Source organism: Legionella tucsonensis, from assembly GCF_001468035.1.
Lineage (GTDB): Bacteria > Pseudomonadota > Gammaproteobacteria > Legionellales > Legionellaceae > Legionella > Legionella tucsonensis.
Genome location: NZ_LNZA01000001.1, coordinates 2632453 through 2651318, shown reverse-complemented (window position 1 = coordinate 2651318; position 18866 = coordinate 2632453). Strand labels below are relative to the sequence as shown.

Genomic DNA, 18866 nt, shown 5'->3' with positions numbered 1-18866 from the left:
TGGTAGGTAAAAATGGCAGATAATGATCAAAATGATGAGTATAAATTCGCTGAATTAGATTCTCTTGAAAACGAACCTCTTGAGACTTCAGAGTTTGATTCGAAAAGCTCCCCCTCTATAGGAGCAGAGGGAAGGGAGCCCCCAAAAAATATCAAACGCAATGCTTTAATTGCGGTGGGTATAATTATTTTTGCTATGTTGATGTATCAATTTATCGGTGGGATGTTTAAATCTACTCCCACTCCTAAGGAGAGCGAAGCTCCTGCGCCTATAGCGGAAATAACGCCACAACCTACGGAAGTTCAAACCATAATTCCACCTGAACCAATTCAGCAACAACCAGTAGTTCAACAACCACCTCCACAAGTGGTTCAAGAGAGTTCAGCGTTACAACAGAAAGTAGCTTCTATTGAGTCGAGCCAACAAACAGTACAATCTGAGGTGAGTTCAATGAATCAGCAAGTAAGCAACATCAATAATAATGTCAACTCATTGAATGAACAAATTACAAAACTGAATCAGGTGATTAGCGATTTGAATAATCAGGTTGAGAAGCAATCAGAAGTAATTAATATATTAATAGAGCGGACAAAACCTAAACCTAAACCTGTCAAGCGAGTAATTCATATTAAATCAGTATCTCCTCAAATAAATTACTATATAAATGCAGTAATTCCTGGTCGGGCTTGGCTAATTGGCACAAATGGTTCTACACTTACAGTAAGAGAAGGATCAAAAATCGCAGGATATGGGACTGTTAAACTTATTGACTCAATACAGGGTCGGGTTTTAACGAGTTCAGGGCGAGTAATTAGGTTTAGTCAAGAAGATAGTTGAGGTGTTTGTATGGCTGATACATGTACGGGCGGAACAGTAGCTTGCTGGATATCGGGTCAGGCTAATATATTAACCAATATTGCAAATTCGTTGATTCCTGTAGAACGCATGATTACAGGAGGAGCATACCTAATCGGCTGTGCATTTTTATTCAAAGCAATCTATAGTTTAAAAGTATATGGCGAAGCTCGTACTATGATGTCAAGTAATACGAGTATGAAGGAACCAATTGTATATTTGGTAGTTGGTGCAATATTTATTTATTTTCCAACTGCATTTTCAGCATTAATGGTGAGTACTTTTGGTTATCAGAATGTTCTCCAGTATGCTCCAGTAAGCAGTAGTAATCCGACGCTTGATACGTTATTTGGATCAGGCAGTGTCGTAGGGAGACCTTTGACAATTATCATTCAGGTCATCGGCTTAGTTGCCTTCGTAAGAGGATGGGTGTTGATTGCACGTTCTGCTTCGCAAGGACAACCACCAGGAGGAACTGGAAAAGGTTTAGTTCATGTTTTTGGAGGGATATTAGCAATCAACATTGTAGGTACACTTGAGATGATTAATAATACTTTATATGGGACATCGTGAAACAAGGCAGGACACGATTTTAATTTTTAGTTAATTTTTGTAATTTAAATTGGGGAGAAAAAGGTGAAGAGTAAAGTCATTAGTAAATCTAGTTACAAATATTGGTTAAGCAGTTTTATTTGTTTAAGTTTATTGGCTTTGGTGAGTCAAGATGCTGCTGCAGGTGGGATATCCATAGGAACGATGGCATCAACGATTACCTCGTCATTTACAAACTTGACCAAATTAATAACTGCGGGTTCTTACCTGGCTGGATTGGGTTTCTCAATTGGTGCTATTATGAAATTTAAACAGCACAAAGATAACCCGACTCAAATTCCAATAGGTACACCAATTGCTTTAGTTTTTATCGCTGCGGCCTTATTGTTCCTACCTTCTATTTTAGGAGTAACGGGGGTAACAATGTTCGGAGGAAGTGGTGGTACAACTGCTGGACCTACAGGAACAGTCTATACAGGTGGCAGCTAATATTATAGTAGTTGCTTATATAATAAAAATGGTAAGATTCATTTCTGATCCTCTCCCTGCTAAAGGGTAGAGGATCTTTTAATAGGTATTAAATAAATAATTGCCAAGAAAGTTTATTATAAATGTGAGCCGAGAAGATGGCAGTTAATCAACAACAACACAAATTAAAATTAATGGCTACGCCGGGTTCATGGCGTTTATATTCTGCTAGGAAGGTTGACGAACGATTTAAAGCGTTTGAGCAAAAAGTATTTCAAAGAGATAGGTATACTTGCAGGTTTTGTGGATTTCAAGCACGCTTATTTCAAGAGGTGATTAATCTAGATAATAATTATGCCAATAATAAATTAGATAATTTAGCCACTTCTTGTTGTTTTTGTGCTCAGTGCTTTTTTATTGAGTCTGTTGGTGTTGGTGGTTATGGTGGAGGAACATTGATTTATCTTCCCGAGTTGACCCAACCAGAATTAAATAGCATATGTCACGTATTATTTTGTGCAATCACTAACGATACCGGATATAAATCTAGTGCACAAAATATTTATCGAGCATTTAAGTTTCGTTCACAACTTGTGGAGGAAAAATTTGGAGAGGGAACGAGTGACCCTGCAATATTTGGTCAGCTAATAATCGATGCAGGTGTAAATGACGAAGAGAGAAGAGTTCAATTGTTTAAAGATATACTTCTATTGCCTTCGCGCGCCAAATTTCGTAAACAAATTGAAAAATGGGCTGCTAGTGCATTAGAAGAAATTTCAAGTTAGTTTAAATGTGAGGAAAGGAATGGCGCATTGGTCAGAATCATTTTTTGAAGGAATAGATACCTTCTTTGCCTGGCTAAGTACTTCGCTCAAGCAAACAACAGAATCTTATATTGATTTGGAATCAGCAGATAGTCCAACAGTACTGGTAAATCATGATGGTTCCCTGGTATCTATTTTGAAAGTTGAAGGTGTATCAGCCCTTGTAGGAAGCATAGAATTCGACAATTTGGTTGCTGGTATTACCAACTCATTTCAAGGCGCTATGGGACGTCCAGGGCATGCCTTACAGGTTTATTTTAGCCATGATAAACAAAATATAAGGAAATTGATCCAAGATACTTACGAACCCGCTACAGCAAGTGCACGACGGCTGGAACTTAATTTAACGGACTTGTTTGAGGAACGTGTCAATTATATGGCACAGTATTGTGCGGAAGAACGTGTCTATTTTGTGCTAATTACACGACCATTCAATTTGCCTTCTGATCAATTAAAGGCAGCAAGCAAAACTAAAATGAAAATGATTAAAGATATGAAGGCTCCTCCTTTTAAAAACAGCCAGACTATCTATGCAGCAATTCCAGAGTTACGTGATACCCATGATGCATATGTTCGTTCCGTTGTAAATGATTTAGATTCGCTGCATGTTTTTACTAAATTACTGGAAGTTCATGATGCAGTACATGCAATTCGCATGACAGCCGACCCTGATTATACGGCAGATGATTGGCGTGCAAGTTTACCTGGTGATAAGGTCACAATTCGCGAAATTAATAGTTTTGAAGGCGATGCTTCCGATTTATTATGGCCTTCATTAGCAAAACAAGTATTTCCACGTGATGCAGAAGTATTGGATTTACGTACGGTTAGAGTGGGAGATAAGATTTATTCATCAACCTACATTGATTTATTTCCGAAAGATATAAGACCCTTTATTCAGTTATTTACACGTATATTACCTGCGCATATTCCTTGGAGAATATCTTTTTTAATTGAAAGTGAAGGACTTGCAACCATTAAGCTTAAAGGACTGCTTGCGGCGATTCTAACCTTCAGCTCAGCACAAAATCGTTTGATCAGTGACTCAGTGAATTTATTAAAATACATACAGCTTAATACCGATGAAGCACTAGTTCGCTTACGAGTTGTTGCCACAACTTGGGCACCTGAAGACAGATTGGCGTTATTACGTCAAAGAAGTTCCGAATTGGTAAAAGCAATTGAAGGTTGGGGATCAACCGATGTTTCGGAAATTTGTGGCGATCCTTTTGGCGGCTTTATTTCCAGTATGTTAGGTGCTACTCTCAATAGCACGGCAGTGCCTACAGTTGCCCCATTAAGTTCTGTAGTTTCCATATTACCTATTACCCGTCCTGCATCACCTTGGATAAAAGGAGCCTTACTCTTTAGAACACCTGATGGAAAACCTTGGCCCTTCCAGCCAGGATCTACGGAACAAACGACTTGGATTGACTTGGTTTATGCGCGGCCTGGTTCTGGTAAATCAGTTTTATCCAATGCGATCAACTTAGCTTTATGTTTATCTGGGGGGTTGTTACGATTACCGCGTATTGCGATTATTGATATTGGACCTTCAAGTAGCGGTCTCATCTCACTGTTGAAAGAAGCGCTTCCAGCATCAAAACGTCACCTGGTTGCTTATCACCGTCTACGAATGACTCCTGAGTATTCAATCAATCCTTTTGATACACAATTAGGGTGTCGTTATCCTACGGCATTAGAACGTGCCTTTTTAGTTAACTTTATTACATTGTTAACGACTCCCCTTGGAGCAGAAAGACCCTATGATGGTATGCCGGATCTGGCGGGTATGGTAGTAGATGAATTATATAAGAGTTTAGCTGATGAATTTAATCCAGCGCCTTATTCCCCAGGGGTAGAGGAATTTATTGACAGTATTTTAGAGGAAATTGGGTTTGTTCGTGATTCAAAATCAACCTGGTGGGAGGTAACAGACTCACTTTATTCTGCAGGTTTTGTACATGAAGCGATGCTTGCCCAACGTTATGCGATGCCTTTATTAGCTGATGCAGCATCAATTTGCCGTACTCCTTCTATTGAAGACTTATACGAAAGAATAACGGCACCAACAGGTGAATCATTAATTAATGCGTTTTCACGAATGATCTCTTCTGCGGTTCGTGAATATCCTATTTTGTCACGCGTGAGTAGTTTTGACATTGGTGATGCACGTGTTGTATCGCTTGACCTTGATGAGGTAGCGAAAAGTGGCGGGGGCGCTGCAGATAGGCAGACCGCTGTTATGTATATGCTGGCACGTTATGTATTGGCAAGGCACTATTATTTAACTGATGAGAGCTTAAATAACATACCGGAACAATACAAAGAATATCATCAAGAAAGGGTACAAGAAATCCGAGAAGATCACAAACGTATTGTTTATGATGAGTTTCACCGTACTTCAAAATCTGCTGCGGTGCGTGAGCAGGTTATTATAGATATGCGCGAAGGCCGTAAATGGAAAGTACAAATTGCTTTATTATCACAATCAGTCGATGACTTTGATCCTGTAATGATCGATTTTGCTACTGCAATTTACATTATGGATGCGGGACCTTCACAAGCGATCGAAAAAACCACTTCAATATTTGGACTTTCCGATACAGCAAAAGCTGCTTTACGCACTCGAGTACATGGCCCAAGACAAGGTGGAGGTACTTTTCTAGCACAATACGCTACTAAAACTGGAGTGAATGTTCAGTTGCTTACCTTGACTTTAGGACCGGTTGAATTGTGGGCTTTCAGTACCACGGCTGAAGATGCTACCGTAAGAAACCACTTATATCGCCATCTTGGTCCCGCAGAAGCAAGACGTCTATTGGCTGCATTATTTCCTAATGGTTCAGTTGCAAAAGAACTTGAAACCCGCTTGAATAATATGAAGGAAAAAGCTGGTTTGATTGAAGATGAGATGAAAGAAAGTATTGTAGAACAATTAATTAACGAAATTTTGGATGCATATTCAAAAAATCCTGATGTTAAGAGTCTACCTGCTAAATTAACTTAAGCTCGATATAAAAAGTATAAAATAGTTTGATACTATTTATGTCGCTAAACGAATGTTATCTCGTAAAAATGTGACACATTTTATACGGGATCCATTCCGAAAAACCCAGTTTGATATAAAAAAAATAGCATATTTTCTTATATTAAACTTACGTTAAATTCACTTAATACTCCCTTAAGAGTATTTCCATATAATCGGGCCCTGTTCTTAATTAAGAGTGGATTTGATGTGTTTCAAATCCATTCTGAAAAGAATAAATACAACGGAATATTTATTTAGAATGAGGTCTATATGAAAAAAGTAATTGCCATTTTGTTTTCATCATTAATTGCAATCAATACAAGTTTTGCTCTTGGCAACACAGAAATTCCTGATGAGATGTACATTAAAGAGCATTGGATCAGTTTAACGACGAGCTACGATATTGAAACAACAACACGAAAACTAGGCACTTTATATAGAAAATTTCTAAGTCTGTTATTGACCTACGAATTTTTTGATCCATTCGATAATAAATTGGCATACGCACGGTCAAAGTTTTTTTCTCTGACTGCTCATTTTGATGTTTACGATAATTATGAAAATTTTATTGGAGCAGCAGATGAAAAACTATTTTCCTTTTTTCCTACGTTTGATATTTATGGACAAGATGGTTACACAAAATTAGCTAAAGCAAGTATGAACTTTTGGGGTACAACTTTCACAATTTATGATCCTGTAACCGATACAGAAATGGCAATTTTGTATCGGTCATTTTTTAGACTGAAAAATGATTGGACTTTTAAAATTACAAATCGAGCTTTATTTAATCAAAAAGAAATTGATTCTCGTGTGTTAATGACGGTAATTGCATTCCAAGGAGATAGAGAATATTGGGAAAGTGATAATCGAAATTATCTAAGAGGAGTTACTAAAAAATCTACCCAAGCAAGTGAAGTAACATCAGAACAGGTAAATGAGTTTTTGGAAAAAATTGCAGCAGTAAGCAAGCAAGAGGGGTTAGAAAATATAAGAAATCCTGCTCCAGGAATGATGAATTCTTTTGCCAACGAGTTGGAGGCAAGTTACAAAAAATTATATGCTCCCGATGAAACAACACAAACAAATAAGGAAAAACTCGCTGCGTTTACCGAATATTGTTTGAGTTTGGTACAATCAAACGCTCTTACCCGTGAGAAAAAGAAAGCAATTCTTTTCTTACTTAAGGCACGTTTGGAAGGTGCAGTAAATGTAATTTAACAATGTGTCTGAAGTTAAGTGAATCGTGTTTCGATCTGTAGCTTGGAAGAGGTGCTATTTTCTTCACTCCAAGCTACAAGTAAGCGTTCACCTCTCTATGCCATACTTTACTCATCTTGAACGAAAAAATGCTGATAAATGCTCACATACTGATGTATTATGCGCTTTCTCATCATATTTTTTTGTTCAATCTGAGCTCAAATCTGACTTTCTATCAAGATTAAAACATACACCCTTTTACAGCATACCTTATTTGGTCTTTGCAATTAGATTTTGTTGAATAGAAGTTAAGGGGATCTAAGAGGTAATGTTACAATGACCTTTAACCCGCTTTGCAGATTATTTGTTAATGTAATATCGCCTTGGTGCATTTGAATAATTTCTCTGGCAATTGTTAATCCAAGTCCTGTGCCCCCTGTACTGCGCGAGCGGGAGTTTTCGCCACGATAAAAAGGTAAGAAAACATGCTCTAGATCCGCTTCTGCTAATCCCGGGCCTTGATCCGTAATGGTAATTTCCACTTTATTTTGTAGGCAAATTAGATGAATCATTGCCTTATAGCCATAATGAACTGCATTATTGATCAAATTATTAAAGGCACGTTTGAGTAAATTTACCGTACCATAACAAACCAGCTTTGGGCTTTCACTCGTAAAACTAACGTCGTAATTTAGTTCAATAGCATCATCTTTTAATGATGAAAGCAGGGCGACCAAATCAAAAAGTTGCGCCTTTTCTTCAACACTCACATCACTAAAATAATCCAGCGTTTCTCGGATCATGAGCTCCATCTCATTAATGTCAGTCATTATTTTGCTGTAATTGGGATCTTCTTCCAAATATTCTGCACGTAATTTTAAACGAGTTAAGGGGGTACGCAGATCATGCGAAATCGCGGTGACCACCCGAGTTCGATTTGCTAAAAGCTTATTCACTTTTTCCTGCAGATCATTAATTTTTTTAAAAATAGTTTTTTGATCTTGATTTCCTGTTATGGGGATAGGTAACCAATTGTCTTGATGTTCACTGTAATGTAGACTTTGGATTAAGGTATGTATTGGTTGATTGAGTGATCTAACCGCCCAATAATTAATGAAAAGTAAAGCGCCTACCAAGATAACAAACAAGCTGACTATTGAGTTTGCTTGCCGAGGGAAAAAAGAAATTACTTTTATATTTAACCAATTATTTTCCTTTAGAAATACCGAAAATTCCAATTTTTTATTTTGTTTAATTAAATTAAAAAGCACAGGGGCTTTTAATGTTAACAATGCATTTTTATTATATAATGGTTGCGGAGATAAAGTTATCTCTGCCCAGGAAATACTTTGATTTCTTAAGATCAAAGGCCAGCTAGATTGAGGGTTTTTTTGTAAAAGTACAACGAGATGAGTCAATGACCGCACTGCTTTAGGAGGAAGTGGGGAGCGAATGTTTTCATAATAATATTTCCCCAACTGCATCAGTGAAAAAATTATTATTAGATTACCTAGTATTAGACCTACTAGTGTTTTCTTTGCTGTTTTGGTTAATTGACTCATACCACATCAACCTTAGCTTTGAATTGATAGCCACCTCCACGAATCGTTAACAATAATCGTGGATTACGTGGGTCAAGCTCAATTTTTCTACGTAAACGACCGATGAGGACATCAATTGTTCTATCTTGTGAATCACAGTCTTTCTCATATAACAAATCCATTAATTGATCGCGGCTCAAAATACGCATAGGATGTTCCAAGAAAATGACCAACAGTTCGTATTCTCGTTGGCTTAATGGGATAGCGACAGATTCCTTATCAATCAAAGAATGTGTGTTGCGATCGAGAATCCAATTATCGAAATGTATTTGTTGTAATGGGGTGAGTTTTTTACGATCATGTTCCAATTCACCCTGAGTCCGTCGTAATTGTGCCTTTACTCGTGCCAGTAATTCGCGAGAACTGAAAGGTTTGGAAATGTAATCATCTGCACCTAATTCTAAGCCGGCAACTCGGTCAGCAATGCTGTTTGCTGCACTGAGCATAATAATAGGCATACTGTGAGTTTGACGAATTATTTGGCATAAATTTAATCCATCAATTCCTGGAAGCATAATATCTAAGATAATTAAATCAAAATTATTTTCTCTTAATAATTGTTTGATACTCAAACCATTCAAGGTCCAGGTGGTTCGAAAACCATTTTTAATCAAGTAATCATTAATCAAGTGCGTAATTTCTTGATCATCATCAATAATCAATATGTGACTTTTTCTTGCACTCATGAATAACCTGGTAAAATAATGTACGCAGCATTATAACAGTAAACCACTCTATGTTGAGCATTGTAACAAGGTTGTTACAATAAACTCCACATTTGTCATATTCCTATTACATTGTCTCATTACACTTACCAATAGACCTCTTTCGAAGCTCTACTGCAGAGGAGACCTTCTTCGTCGATACGGCACTCGAATTCTCATGTACTGGATGTACACCCCGGTTTTGCGCTCTGTGTCTCCTCGCGTTTCTCTCTCTGCAGTAGAGCTTCGAAAGAGGTCTAATGAAACCTAATAGGAGAGTAAAATGAATATTAAACGGTTCTTATTAATTAGTAGCCTGGCCCTGAGTGCCTCAATTGCCACAGCACAACCATCAGCATCTAGTGCGACAGTGGTTTCTGTAAATCAAACAGGACATTATCGACAGCATGTTGGTAAGTTACTAACCCCGGAACAACGTTTCGAAGTAGCAAAAATCAAGAAAAATCTGCATGCACAAATGGCTCCATTAATTAAAGAAAAACGTGCACTCAGCATGCAAATACGAGGTAAATTAGCAACTCCTAATGCAAAATGGGGTGATATTTCCAGATTAGTAGAAAAGAGAAATAGTGTTAATGCAAAAATAAATACTTTATGGGCTCAAACCCAATTTAAAACCTACCAAAAACTGGGTGTTTTATTACCTATTCGCTATGGTCATCATTGTAGGTTCCAAAATAAAAATCATACAAAAAAATCATAAAGTGCATTTGGCGGTTTCGTGTCTTTGCGAAACCGTTTATTTTTTTAATTCGATGACAACAACTTTTATTGGATGTTTACTCATGTTTTCATCGGTGTGTAATTCACCAGGGACATCTTTAGAGAGATAATACGCTTTATCTTTTTCCAACTTTAAAAAATGTATTTCTCCTTTATTGTTGGCTACTTTTAGTAATCCATTATCTAAAGCAACAATTACTCGATTGTGTTCATGTCGATGCATTTTTAAAATTTGTTTTTTATTCGGATAGATCACTGTTGTCCAAACAGAGACCTCCTTATTTGATAATTGAGGAATGCGAACGGTTTTTTTTGCATCTGCATAAGAATTCATTGATGCTAAAAATGGAAAAATACAAAAGATCGAAGTGATGAATTTCCGCATAATTTTTCTCCATGAGTTTTTTGGGAGAACTATAATGCATTGCGTTTTATTTAAGAAGAGTTTCCTAATTTAGAATTATAATCATTCATTTTCTACATGGATTCTATTTTAAGTAAATCAGACACTAAAAGATATGGGGAGAATTGATTCATGAAGTCAAGCCTTTAATGCTAGTAGACAAAGTATCATCACATTTGTTAACAACAACCTGTTTAATCAACTCCGTCAATAGAATGTAGTTCTGTGTTTTATGAGAGGTAGGGCGCCAGGCTACGCCAATTTCTCTATAAGCATGATTCCTTTTTAAAGGAAATGAGATTAAATCAGTACCTGTAAGAATGCCGCTATTAATCGCAAGATTAGGTAAAAAAGTAATGCCGGGTTGATGGCTTACCATTTGGATTAACGTATGTAAACTGGTGGCAAAAAAATGATTGATTTTTTTGCTTTCTTTTAATTGACATGCTTGTAATGCATGACCTGTCAAACAGTGTTCTTTCTCAAGAAGAAAAATACTGTTTTCAGGTAGTTTATTAATTTCTTTGTCAAATCCTTTATGCGACCATGTCTTAGGTAAGACAAGCTTAAAATAATCTTTGCATAATACGTGTGTTTGAAAATCTTGGGTTGGATACGGAAGCGCTAAAATAACAAGGTCAAGTTTGCCTTCACTTAAATAGTTCAAAACGTTTTCTGTAGTGTCTTCTCTGATGAATAAGGTGAGTTCCGGATAGAGTTGCTGACACAGATTTTGTAGTTCACTTAAAATAAAAGGAGCAATGGTAGGAATAACCCCAAGATAAAACTTACCTTGCATTACTTTCCCTTGGTTTTGTGCGTAATCCACTAAATCATTGCTTTGCTCAATAATGAGTCGACTACGACGAACAATTTCTTCGCCTAAGGGTGTGAATAAAAACGTTTTATGATCGCGTTCAAGAAGTTGTGCCTCTAAGGTCTCCTCAAGACTTGTGATTGCTGCACTTAAAGTCGATTGACTAATAAAACATGCTGCAGCAGCGCGACCAAAATGTTGATGGTCATATAGTGTAATTAAGTAATGCAGCTGTTTAAGACTGATTAATTTTCTCATCGATTTTTCCGATTAAAGTTATCTATTTTATTCATTTTAAATAATTATACATCATAACTATAATTTAATTGAAATAAACGAACTGAGGAGAAATTTATGCTAACTGTAGGTCAAAAAATTCCAGAGTTTTCTATTGTTGCAGCAAAACCCGGCTTTAATAATCATGAAGAAAATGGTGTGAGTGCTTTTGAGGTGATTACTCAAAGTAGTTTTCCTGGTAAATGGAAAGTACTTTTTTTCTACCCAAAAGATTTTACTTTCGTATGTCCAACAGAAATTGTGGAGTTTGCGAAATTAAACAGTGAATTCAATGATAGAGATACAGTAGTACTAGGTGGAAGTACAGATAATGAGTTTGTCAAGTTAGCTTGGCGAAGAGAGCACAAGGATTTAAATAAATTAGATCAATACAGCTTTGCTGATGTTCATGGGAAATTGACTAACGGGTTTGGTGTTAGAGACGAAGAAAGTGGGTGTGCTTTAAGAGCAACTTTTATTATTGACCCGAACAATGTGATCCAACATGCAAGTGTCAACTCATTAAATGTTGGTCGTAATCCTCAAGAAATATTACGTATTTTGGATGCTTTGCAAACCGATGAATTATGTCCTTGTAACCGTCCTGTTGGTGGTGAAACATTATAATCCAAACAAAAATTCAGAAGTTCTTATAAATATGAGGACTTCTGAAAAGGAGTGTTATATGTCTATAGAACAGTTGAAACAAGTGATACCGGATTTTGCTAAAGACATTCGTCTTAATGTTAGTAACCTATTTGGCAATATTGGACAAACCGGTTTAACAGAAACTCAATTTTACGGAACTGCATTAGCTGTCGCATACACATTGAAAGATAAGCATATTATTGATGCTATTAAAACAGAGGGGGCATCCTATATCACTTCTGAATTGGAGCATGCAGCAAAAACGGCGGCGGCTCTGATGGCAATGAATAATGTATATTATCGTGCAATTCATTTGGCAGAAAATAAGGAACTTGCATCACTTTCTGCTAATTTGCGTATGAATGGTATGTTAAATCCTGGGGTACCTAAAGTTGATTTTGAGTTATTTGCTTTGGCAGTATCTGCAATCAATGGTTGTGGTATGTGCATTCACTCACACGTTAAGCAGTTGTTGGAACATGAGTTGAATAAAGTTGCAGTTCAATCGGTACTTAGAATCGCGGCGATTTTAAATGCATGCTGTTTTGTTCTATCTCAACATGAATTATAAGCAGTTTTGCTCTGGGATGATGTTCCCAGAGCTATAAAATCAATGTTCTTTTATAAAAACTATCTTACTTAAGGCATAATTCCTTTAATTTATTTGCTAGAGTAATTACACAAGGGGAGCTTGCAAATTTTTATCGTGTACTATTAAGGAAACATTCATCATTAGCTGAGGCATTGGTATCGAGAGAATCAATGGCCTTTTTAGGCTGCAATTTTGGCAGTACGCTTTTTAAAGATAGTAGAGTTTCTTTTTTCATACTGATAGCCGGGTTGCTATTGGTGGGGCTTGAGCTCTTGTTTCGGGTGCTGCAGGAATGGTCTTGGGGACGCTTCTTTTTATGAGGGTTATAACTTTGAATCCTGCTGTACTACTAGGAGTTGCAATTGGCTGGCTATAATAGCTGCCATAAGTCTAGGTCTATCTGGTCAGGATTTGTATAAAAAGTCATTATTACTAGATGATCGACATTTTTTATGTTGACATGACTCTAATCCTTGCTCAAGCAGATTTTTGGTATTTTAAACTTTCAGAAGGTCCTAATTTTCTCAAGTCTTTACCACTCATATGTTTGGCTGATTGTCACAAGAGAATAACTTCAGCAACCCTTTGCAGAAATAGTTAATTAGTGATGTAGAGGCACTGAAAAATGCTTGCCTATATGAAAAAGGAAAAAAGAGCGTCCCATATCAAGCACGTATGTCGCAGGGAAGAATCTATTATTACATACAATGGTCTTTCAATAGAGAGTCTCTTTCGCTTATAGGGTTTCTTTGAGCCATTTCTCTCACTAAATTTAGGCAGCCAAGCTATGCATCTTGCCAGTCTTCAGGCTCTAAAGGAATAATGAGCCATAGTATGAGGTATGCGATAAGTGCTGTGCCTCCGATGAGGAAGAAAATCACAAAAATAATTCTCATCCATACGGGATCGACACCAAAATAAACTCCTAAACCACCGCATACACCAGCAATTTTTCGATCTTTACGTGAGCGCCATAATTTTTTATAGGGTTGATTCATAATTTGCCTTTTTAATAAATCACGTAACTTATCCAGTTACGAGCATGTTAACCATTTTTTCCCTTCCACAAGACGTGCAATCATCATACTGCTTACGCTGTTGCATGTTACATTAAGCATAGTCGCAAGAGGATCAATAATAATACTAATTGCAGCTATTGCTATTAAAACTGAAGGAGGAAAGCCATATACATTAAGTATAAGTAATTCACCAAGCATTCCTCCACTAGGAATTGCTCCCATTACTGTACCAACTAATAAAGAAACTCCTAAAGCAGTAAGCAGTACACTCGGACTTGAAAAATTTAAGTGAAAGATTCCGAATAAAAAAGCAATCTTGAAAACCCCGCCTATTACAGAGCCATTTTTATGAATGATGGTTCCCAGAGGAATTACGGTTTCATAAATTTCAGGAGGGACTCGCATTTTTTTTGCTGCTATTAAATTAGCAGGGAGACTGGCAGCACTACTGCACGTGGCGATTGATGTTACAACAGGTAGAAAAATGCTGCTCCAAAATAATTTTATACCTTGAGTTCTTCCAGCTAAATAGGCAAATAGTGTGAAGGCAATAGAAAAATAAATGATTCCAAATGTATAATAAAGAACAGCAATTCGAAGGTAATTCGCCATCAATTGAGGACCTAAGTCATGAACCAAAACTGCAAAATAGGCAAAAAAACCAAGTGGCGCATAATACATAATCAAAGTAAAAACACGCATAAAAACTTCTTCGCCTGCTTTTAAAAAATCAATAAATGCTTTTCCTTTTTCATTGGTATTTGATGCAGCTAAGCCTACTAATATTGAAAAGATAATGAGTGCCAAAATATGCTGATGCGAAAGAAGCTCGCTAAACTCAGGAACAGTAAAAATACCAGCAATTTGATCGAAGAAACTCAAGGTAGTGGTTTTTTCTGGAACATTAAGCGGTAAGGCAACGCCTTGAGCTGGAGGAAACAGGCTGACAATAAAAAGAGAATAAACTGCTGCTACGATTCCTGTAAATAAAAAAACAATTGCCATATAAAAAGCGATCTTACCCAGTTTGCCCATAGAGCCGACCCGAGCTATCGCCGAAGAAACGCTAAAGAAAATCAAAGGAATAATTGCCGTAAAAATTAGGTTAAGAAAAATCTCCCCAAAAGGTTTTAGGTATGGGGTAATTGTTCCAAAAAAGTAACCAACTACGCCCCCAAGTAAAATGGCTGTAATTAAAATAAAAGGAAAAAAATAGGATCCAAAGGTTTTTGGGATACTCATTAACCAGTGCCTTAAAAATTTTAGGAACTGTTCCTATTGTATCTCTTTGCCTGGATGCAAAGCTATATCTTAATGAATGCACTATGAAGAACAAATGAAGTGACAGCAGTCTTTTTTATGAATATAAAATGCAATAATTGAATCAATAGTTCTCACCGGGTATAATCGACCACGCTTTATAATGCAACCCACTTTGCGAGGATCATTATGCCTTCAGTTAATCCTGTTGTTTACAATTACGCGGATCTTTTGTCCTGGCAAGCAGAATTAACTCCAATCGAGCTGCAAATATCTGAAAACTCACAATTCATTAAAGAGCAGCAGCAATATCTTAAACCTCTCCAAAAACAATTAAGCTCTCTAAATTCAAGTATTTCCTTTATAGAGCAGCAGATGGATTTGAATCTAGGTATGCCTTCAAATATCATCTATCCAAGGGTTGATTATTATGGGAGCTCTATTCAGGTTTTAAATACATACAGGTTGCAATTCAGATTAAATAGTTTATTCAAGGAGCGTGATGAGCTCAAAAGAAGTATGGCACCTTATGAACGTAAAATTAACGAAGCTCAAGCGAGCTTGCAGCAGTTATCTTCTCGTCGAGCCTGGTTAAAAAAGCATATTCCTGCTGCTCAGTTATTTTTACAAACATTACAAGAAAATCCTTGGGCATCAGTGCAGACGTTGACCAATAAAATTTGGGAAGCACTGATTCATTATGAAGATAATCATTTGACCGGTCTTTCTCCCCAGGTGCGTATAGGTCTGCTCGCTGTTCGCTATTTGAATCAATTGACTATCTATCCAGAAGGATATGCTCCTGAGCACACAAACCAAATTCATCGAGCGAATTATCTTCGTTTGTGTGGTTTTTTATGGGATATGTACCTTAAGGTAAAACAAGAAAAAAAGGATGTTGAGTTTGAGAAGATCTTAGGAAGTCTTATTGAAAGTACCCATGTTGCTCAGTATGGTGATTTACCTTATCCAATGCAAACCAATTATAATGCGAGTGCTTGGTTTGCAAGTAATATACAAAGTATGCCCGGATATTTTGCAATCCAAGAGCAACATTTGCCTAATGTAGAAGAACAAATTCTTAATAATGGATTTGCTTTTATTACTCAGAATACGCCTATTCGCCCTGCTGCACTGCAAAAGCACATAATCAATGCAGTCAATTTAATTGATGCAGAAGTAAAAATGAAAAAGCAAAAAAACGAGGAAATTGATTATCATTTTTATGGGCGCGCTGTTTTTATTCTGAATGATGTTTTAGTTAATCCTACAGATAAACAGGCTGCAAAACGTTTGGGAGAGATTGCTGAATATGCATCAGGAAATAACTCTATTGGGAAACAAGTTTTAGGTGGTCTTCTTATTGTGCTTGGGGCATTACTCATTAGTGCCAGCGTTGTTGGTTTTATAACGACTTTTGGTTCGAGTTCGGTGCTCAGTGCTTGGGGTTTTGCCTTAGGTCTAAGTTTATTTGAAACAGAATTTGTTTTCGGCATCGCATCTTCTTTAGCTGCTGCCTCTGGGATCGGATTAACATTTTTTGCAGGTCCTAAAGCAATTGAGTCAGGAGGGCGTAAAGGCTTATCTCAAGAGCTTATGGATATTAAAGAAGGCGTTGAGAATTATGATGAACCTTCATCTTATAACTTTGCTGCATTAAGTTAATTTGATCTTTTCCTCATTGCATCATCAGGTCAGACTCTATAATCTATGAAATATGGTAGGAGTTTTTGCTTTTGAGCAGAGCTTCTTTTCTCTTTGTTTTCCTATGGGTAAATGATGATGAAGCATAAATATTTCTTTAGACATAAGAGCTCTACTGATGTACATAAAGAAAAAAATCAAGAATGCTGTATTCAAATTCCCTCTGCAAAAGATATAGAGCAAATGCATAACATGCCTGCGGGCGCCGATGAAGACCAATTTAAGCGCTTAAAGCATATGACTCAGGTGATTGTAGAGACTCAATCTACAGATTCTTTGTTACCTGTTGTCACTACAGATGTTGTGGAGTTACCTACACACTGGAATCAATTATTTTCCGCAATGAAGAAGGGCAATGCGGAAGTGGCATTGGCGCATTTTGCTCAATTTCCTGAAAAAGATGGACTTCTGCGCGCGTTACTGGCAGTACATACACAAGAATATATACAGGAACTCATAATTTATTGTATTCAAGCGCAACAAAAAGGATGGAAACAATTATCTCCTGACATTCTTATTACACCAGGAGTACTTGAGGTATTGATTAAAGATATTGCAATGACTTTATTTCACTTTGGAAAAGTACATTTTTCTTTTGGTTTGCCTACACACCATGCGTTTAGTGACGAAGGAAGTGGCTTTTGCATTTTAAATAAATCAGCAATATTAATTAAATACGTGCAAAGTTTATCGAGTAAGCCATTGAAAAATATAATTGTTGGGACTGATGTCAATCGAGACAATGGTTTATGCGAAGTTTTAATGAATTCTGCCTCAAATATGGATATATGTCATATAGACGTTTTTGACTCAAGAGTTTATCCTCAACAAGATGCTGTGTTTATTACTGAGGCTTTCAAAAAGAGTGGAAAAAATGTAGGACAAGAAATTCAATTGTGGCAACGAGAAAATTTAGAATATTTTGCAGTAGATTTGAGTCTCACCTTACGTAAATCAGGTTCAGTACATCCTGCTTTGGTTTTTGCAATAGAGAAAATTGAGGAGCAATTAGAACAGGCCAAAAAAAATCATCAAAAAGTAGCTCTATTTTTACCCACAGGTTGGGATTCTCATGAAGAAGAAACAGCGTATTGTGGAAAGTATGTTGATGGCAAATTAATGAGGGCTACTGAGGCACAAAAAACTCGTTTTAACTCAAAGGACTTAACCTATTTTTATGAAAGCTTATTTACACTGTATCAAGAAAATAAAAATCATATTGAAAAAATATATTGGGGATTAGAAGGCGGATATGAGCGAACTATGTATGAGCAACAAATTCAATTGTTGATGTCACTTGTTTTGAAAGATTTAGTCCATCAGGATACAAATCAAATGGCGCCTGATAGTCCTAAAAAAACTTAGGATATTATGCACAACTCCCATAAGCAGTAATCAGAGTGTCTACCTTATTTAAGGTAAATAATAAAAGGGATTGGGTAATTTAAATACCTGTTGGGCATACCCGCCCTTAAGATCACTGCACTGATCCCCTATAGATGCTACGATGGTGTAGCCTTTTTTTGTAATCATTTTTCGTGTGCTTGACTTGAATGGAATAATTGATTTAGCGGAGTAATTATTGGGGCGCAAAAACAGGCCTGACCACTCAGAATAACCTGCTTCGTGTAAATTTTTCTCTGTTGCTCCTCGCTCAGTTTCATTTCTTCCCGTAATAAAAAATACGTTGATACCATGTTTGCGCGCATCATGATACAAGGCAAGCATAGGCTTAATTACCGGAGCATTAGCCGCCATTATGTCTTTGTGAAATTGTTTGCGATTTCCACCAAAATCACGTTTAATCATATAGTTATAATTTGATAAGCTGGTTTCATCAATATCTAAAATCAGAGCCAATTTTTTAGGTGATTTTTCTTTTTGATTTATTTCGGCTTGTTGAGCAATATATTTTTGTGCTTTTTTAATAACTTGTGTTAACTCTCTTTGATAAAGGCCTGAATCATAATAATTCTTGAGTTCATTTTTAACTAAAGTCAGATTTGGTGGAACTGCAAAAATTGGATTGGAAAAAAGAAACGCAGCACCAAGTATAATTAAGGTGAGTGATTTATTGAGTAAACGTGTCATTATCTATCCATTTTTACTAAATGGCAGAATTATATCTTTGTTCATTTGCTTGTCAAATCAATCCTAATATTTGCTCCCTA

The 18866-nt window shown here is 36.6% G+C and carries 18 protein-coding genes; 11 read left to right on the top strand and 7 right to left on the bottom strand.

Translation table 11 applies throughout. The features are described from left to right. The first annotated feature begins 12 nt into the window (after positions 1-12). From icmG to Ltuc_RS11705, 6 genes are all read left to right on the top strand, one after another. Positions 13-837, top strand: a complete 825-nt coding sequence (gene icmG, locus Ltuc_RS11730) for a type IVB secretion system protein IcmG/DotF (RefSeq protein ID WP_058521434.1) — start codon at positions 13-15, stop codon at positions 835-837. Between the two features lie 9 nt (positions 838-846). Then, positions 847-1428 (top strand): hypothetical protein, encoded by a 582-nt coding sequence (locus Ltuc_RS11725; protein ID WP_058521433.1) that lies wholly within the window; start codon positions 847-849, stop codon positions 1426-1428. 63 nt (positions 1429-1491) lie between these two features. Next, entirely contained in the window at positions 1492-1896 is a 405-nt protein-coding gene (locus Ltuc_RS11720) for a hypothetical protein (RefSeq protein ID WP_058521432.1), read from the top strand. Positions 1897-2033: 137 nt separating this feature from the next. Further along, positions 2034-2660 carry a type IVB secretion system protein IcmJDotN gene (icmJ, locus tag Ltuc_RS11715; protein ID WP_058521431.1) on the top strand — a complete coding sequence of 209 codons (627 nt, stop codon included), beginning with the start codon at positions 2034-2036 and terminating at the stop codon, positions 2658-2660. A 19-nt stretch (positions 2661-2679) separates the two neighbouring features. Continuing rightward, positions 2680-5709: a type IV secretion protein IcmB gene (locus Ltuc_RS11710; RefSeq protein WP_058521430.1), complete on the top strand. Its 3030-nt coding sequence runs from the start codon at positions 2680-2682 to the stop codon at positions 5707-5709. 291 nt (positions 5710-6000) lie between these two features. Then, the gene (locus tag Ltuc_RS11705) at positions 6001-6948 is read left to right on the top strand and encodes an LURP-one-related/scramblase family protein (protein ID WP_058521429.1); all 948 of its coding nucleotides are present in this window, start codon (positions 6001-6003) and stop codon (positions 6946-6948) included. 287 nt (positions 6949-7235) lie between these two features. Here Ltuc_RS11705 and Ltuc_RS11700 read toward each other — a convergent pair whose 3' ends face one another. Together Ltuc_RS11700 and Ltuc_RS11695 are read right to left on the bottom strand one after the other, a co-directional pair. After that, positions 7236-8489, bottom strand: coding sequence for a sensor histidine kinase (locus Ltuc_RS11700; protein ID WP_058521428.1), 1254 nt, complete (start codon positions 8487-8489; stop codon positions 7236-7238). Next, entirely contained in the window at positions 8486-9214 is a 729-nt protein-coding gene (locus Ltuc_RS11695) for a response regulator transcription factor (RefSeq protein WP_058521427.1), read from the bottom strand. The genes Ltuc_RS11700 and Ltuc_RS11695 overlap by 4 nt, the downstream gene beginning before the upstream one ends. Positions 9215-9515: 301 nt before the next feature. Here Ltuc_RS11695 and Ltuc_RS11690 point away from each other — a divergent pair, with 301 nt between their 5' ends. Next, complete coding sequence (locus tag Ltuc_RS11690) at positions 9516-9956, top strand: hypothetical protein (RefSeq protein WP_058521426.1); 441 nt, start codon at positions 9516-9518, stop codon at positions 9954-9956. Between the two features lie 36 nt (positions 9957-9992). Here Ltuc_RS11690 and Ltuc_RS11685 read toward each other — a convergent pair whose 3' ends face one another. Then, the gene (locus tag Ltuc_RS11685) at positions 9993-10361 is read right to left on the bottom strand and encodes a cupin domain-containing protein (RefSeq protein ID WP_058521425.1); all 369 of its coding nucleotides are present in this window, start codon (positions 10359-10361) and stop codon (positions 9993-9995) included. 148 nt (positions 10362-10509) lie between these two features. Beyond that, positions 10510-11454 carry a hydrogen peroxide-inducible genes activator gene (locus Ltuc_RS11680; protein ID WP_058521424.1) on the bottom strand — a complete coding sequence of 315 codons (945 nt, stop codon included), beginning with the start codon at positions 11452-11454 and terminating at the stop codon, positions 10510-10512. A 96-nt stretch (positions 11455-11550) separates the two neighbouring features. Between Ltuc_RS11680 and Ltuc_RS11675 the strand changes: the two genes are divergently transcribed. Next, positions 11551-12099, top strand: coding sequence for a peroxiredoxin (locus Ltuc_RS11675; RefSeq protein ID WP_058521423.1), 549 nt, complete (start codon positions 11551-11553; stop codon positions 12097-12099). A gap of 58 nt (positions 12100-12157) precedes the next feature. Next, entirely contained in the window at positions 12158-12691 is a 534-nt protein-coding gene (locus tag Ltuc_RS11670; RefSeq protein WP_058521422.1) for a carboxymuconolactone decarboxylase family protein, read from the top strand. 806 nt (positions 12692-13497) lie between these two features. Here the strand turns inward: Ltuc_RS11670 and Ltuc_RS11665 are convergent. Both Ltuc_RS11665 and Ltuc_RS11660 read right to left on the bottom strand, forming a co-directional pair. Continuing rightward, positions 13498-13710, bottom strand: a complete 213-nt coding sequence (locus Ltuc_RS11665) for a PspC domain-containing protein (RefSeq protein WP_058521421.1) — start codon at positions 13708-13710, stop codon at positions 13498-13500. 36 nt (positions 13711-13746) lie between these two features. Next, positions 13747-14973, bottom strand: coding sequence for a dicarboxylate/amino acid:cation symporter (locus Ltuc_RS11660; protein WP_058521420.1), 1227 nt, complete (start codon positions 14971-14973; stop codon positions 13747-13749). A gap of 207 nt (positions 14974-15180) precedes the next feature. Here Ltuc_RS11660 and Ltuc_RS11655 point away from each other — a divergent pair, with 207 nt between their 5' ends. Together Ltuc_RS11655 and Ltuc_RS11650 are read left to right on the top strand one after the other, a co-directional pair. Continuing rightward, the gene (locus Ltuc_RS11655; RefSeq protein ID WP_058521419.1) at positions 15181-16656 is read left to right on the top strand and encodes a hypothetical protein; all 1476 of its coding nucleotides are present in this window, start codon (positions 15181-15183) and stop codon (positions 16654-16656) included. A 114-nt stretch (positions 16657-16770) separates the two neighbouring features. Then, a complete protein-coding gene (locus tag Ltuc_RS11650; RefSeq protein ID WP_133138306.1) occupies positions 16771-18060 on the top strand; it encodes an acetylpolyamine aminohydrolase in 1290 nt (429 codons plus the stop codon). Between the two features lie 48 nt (positions 18061-18108). Here the strand turns inward: Ltuc_RS11650 and Ltuc_RS11645 are convergent, their stop codons facing one another. Then, positions 18109-18786 (bottom strand): HAD family acid phosphatase, encoded by a 678-nt coding sequence (locus Ltuc_RS11645; RefSeq protein ID WP_058521418.1) that lies wholly within the window; start codon positions 18784-18786, stop codon positions 18109-18111. Positions 18787-18866: the final 80 nt, after the last annotated feature.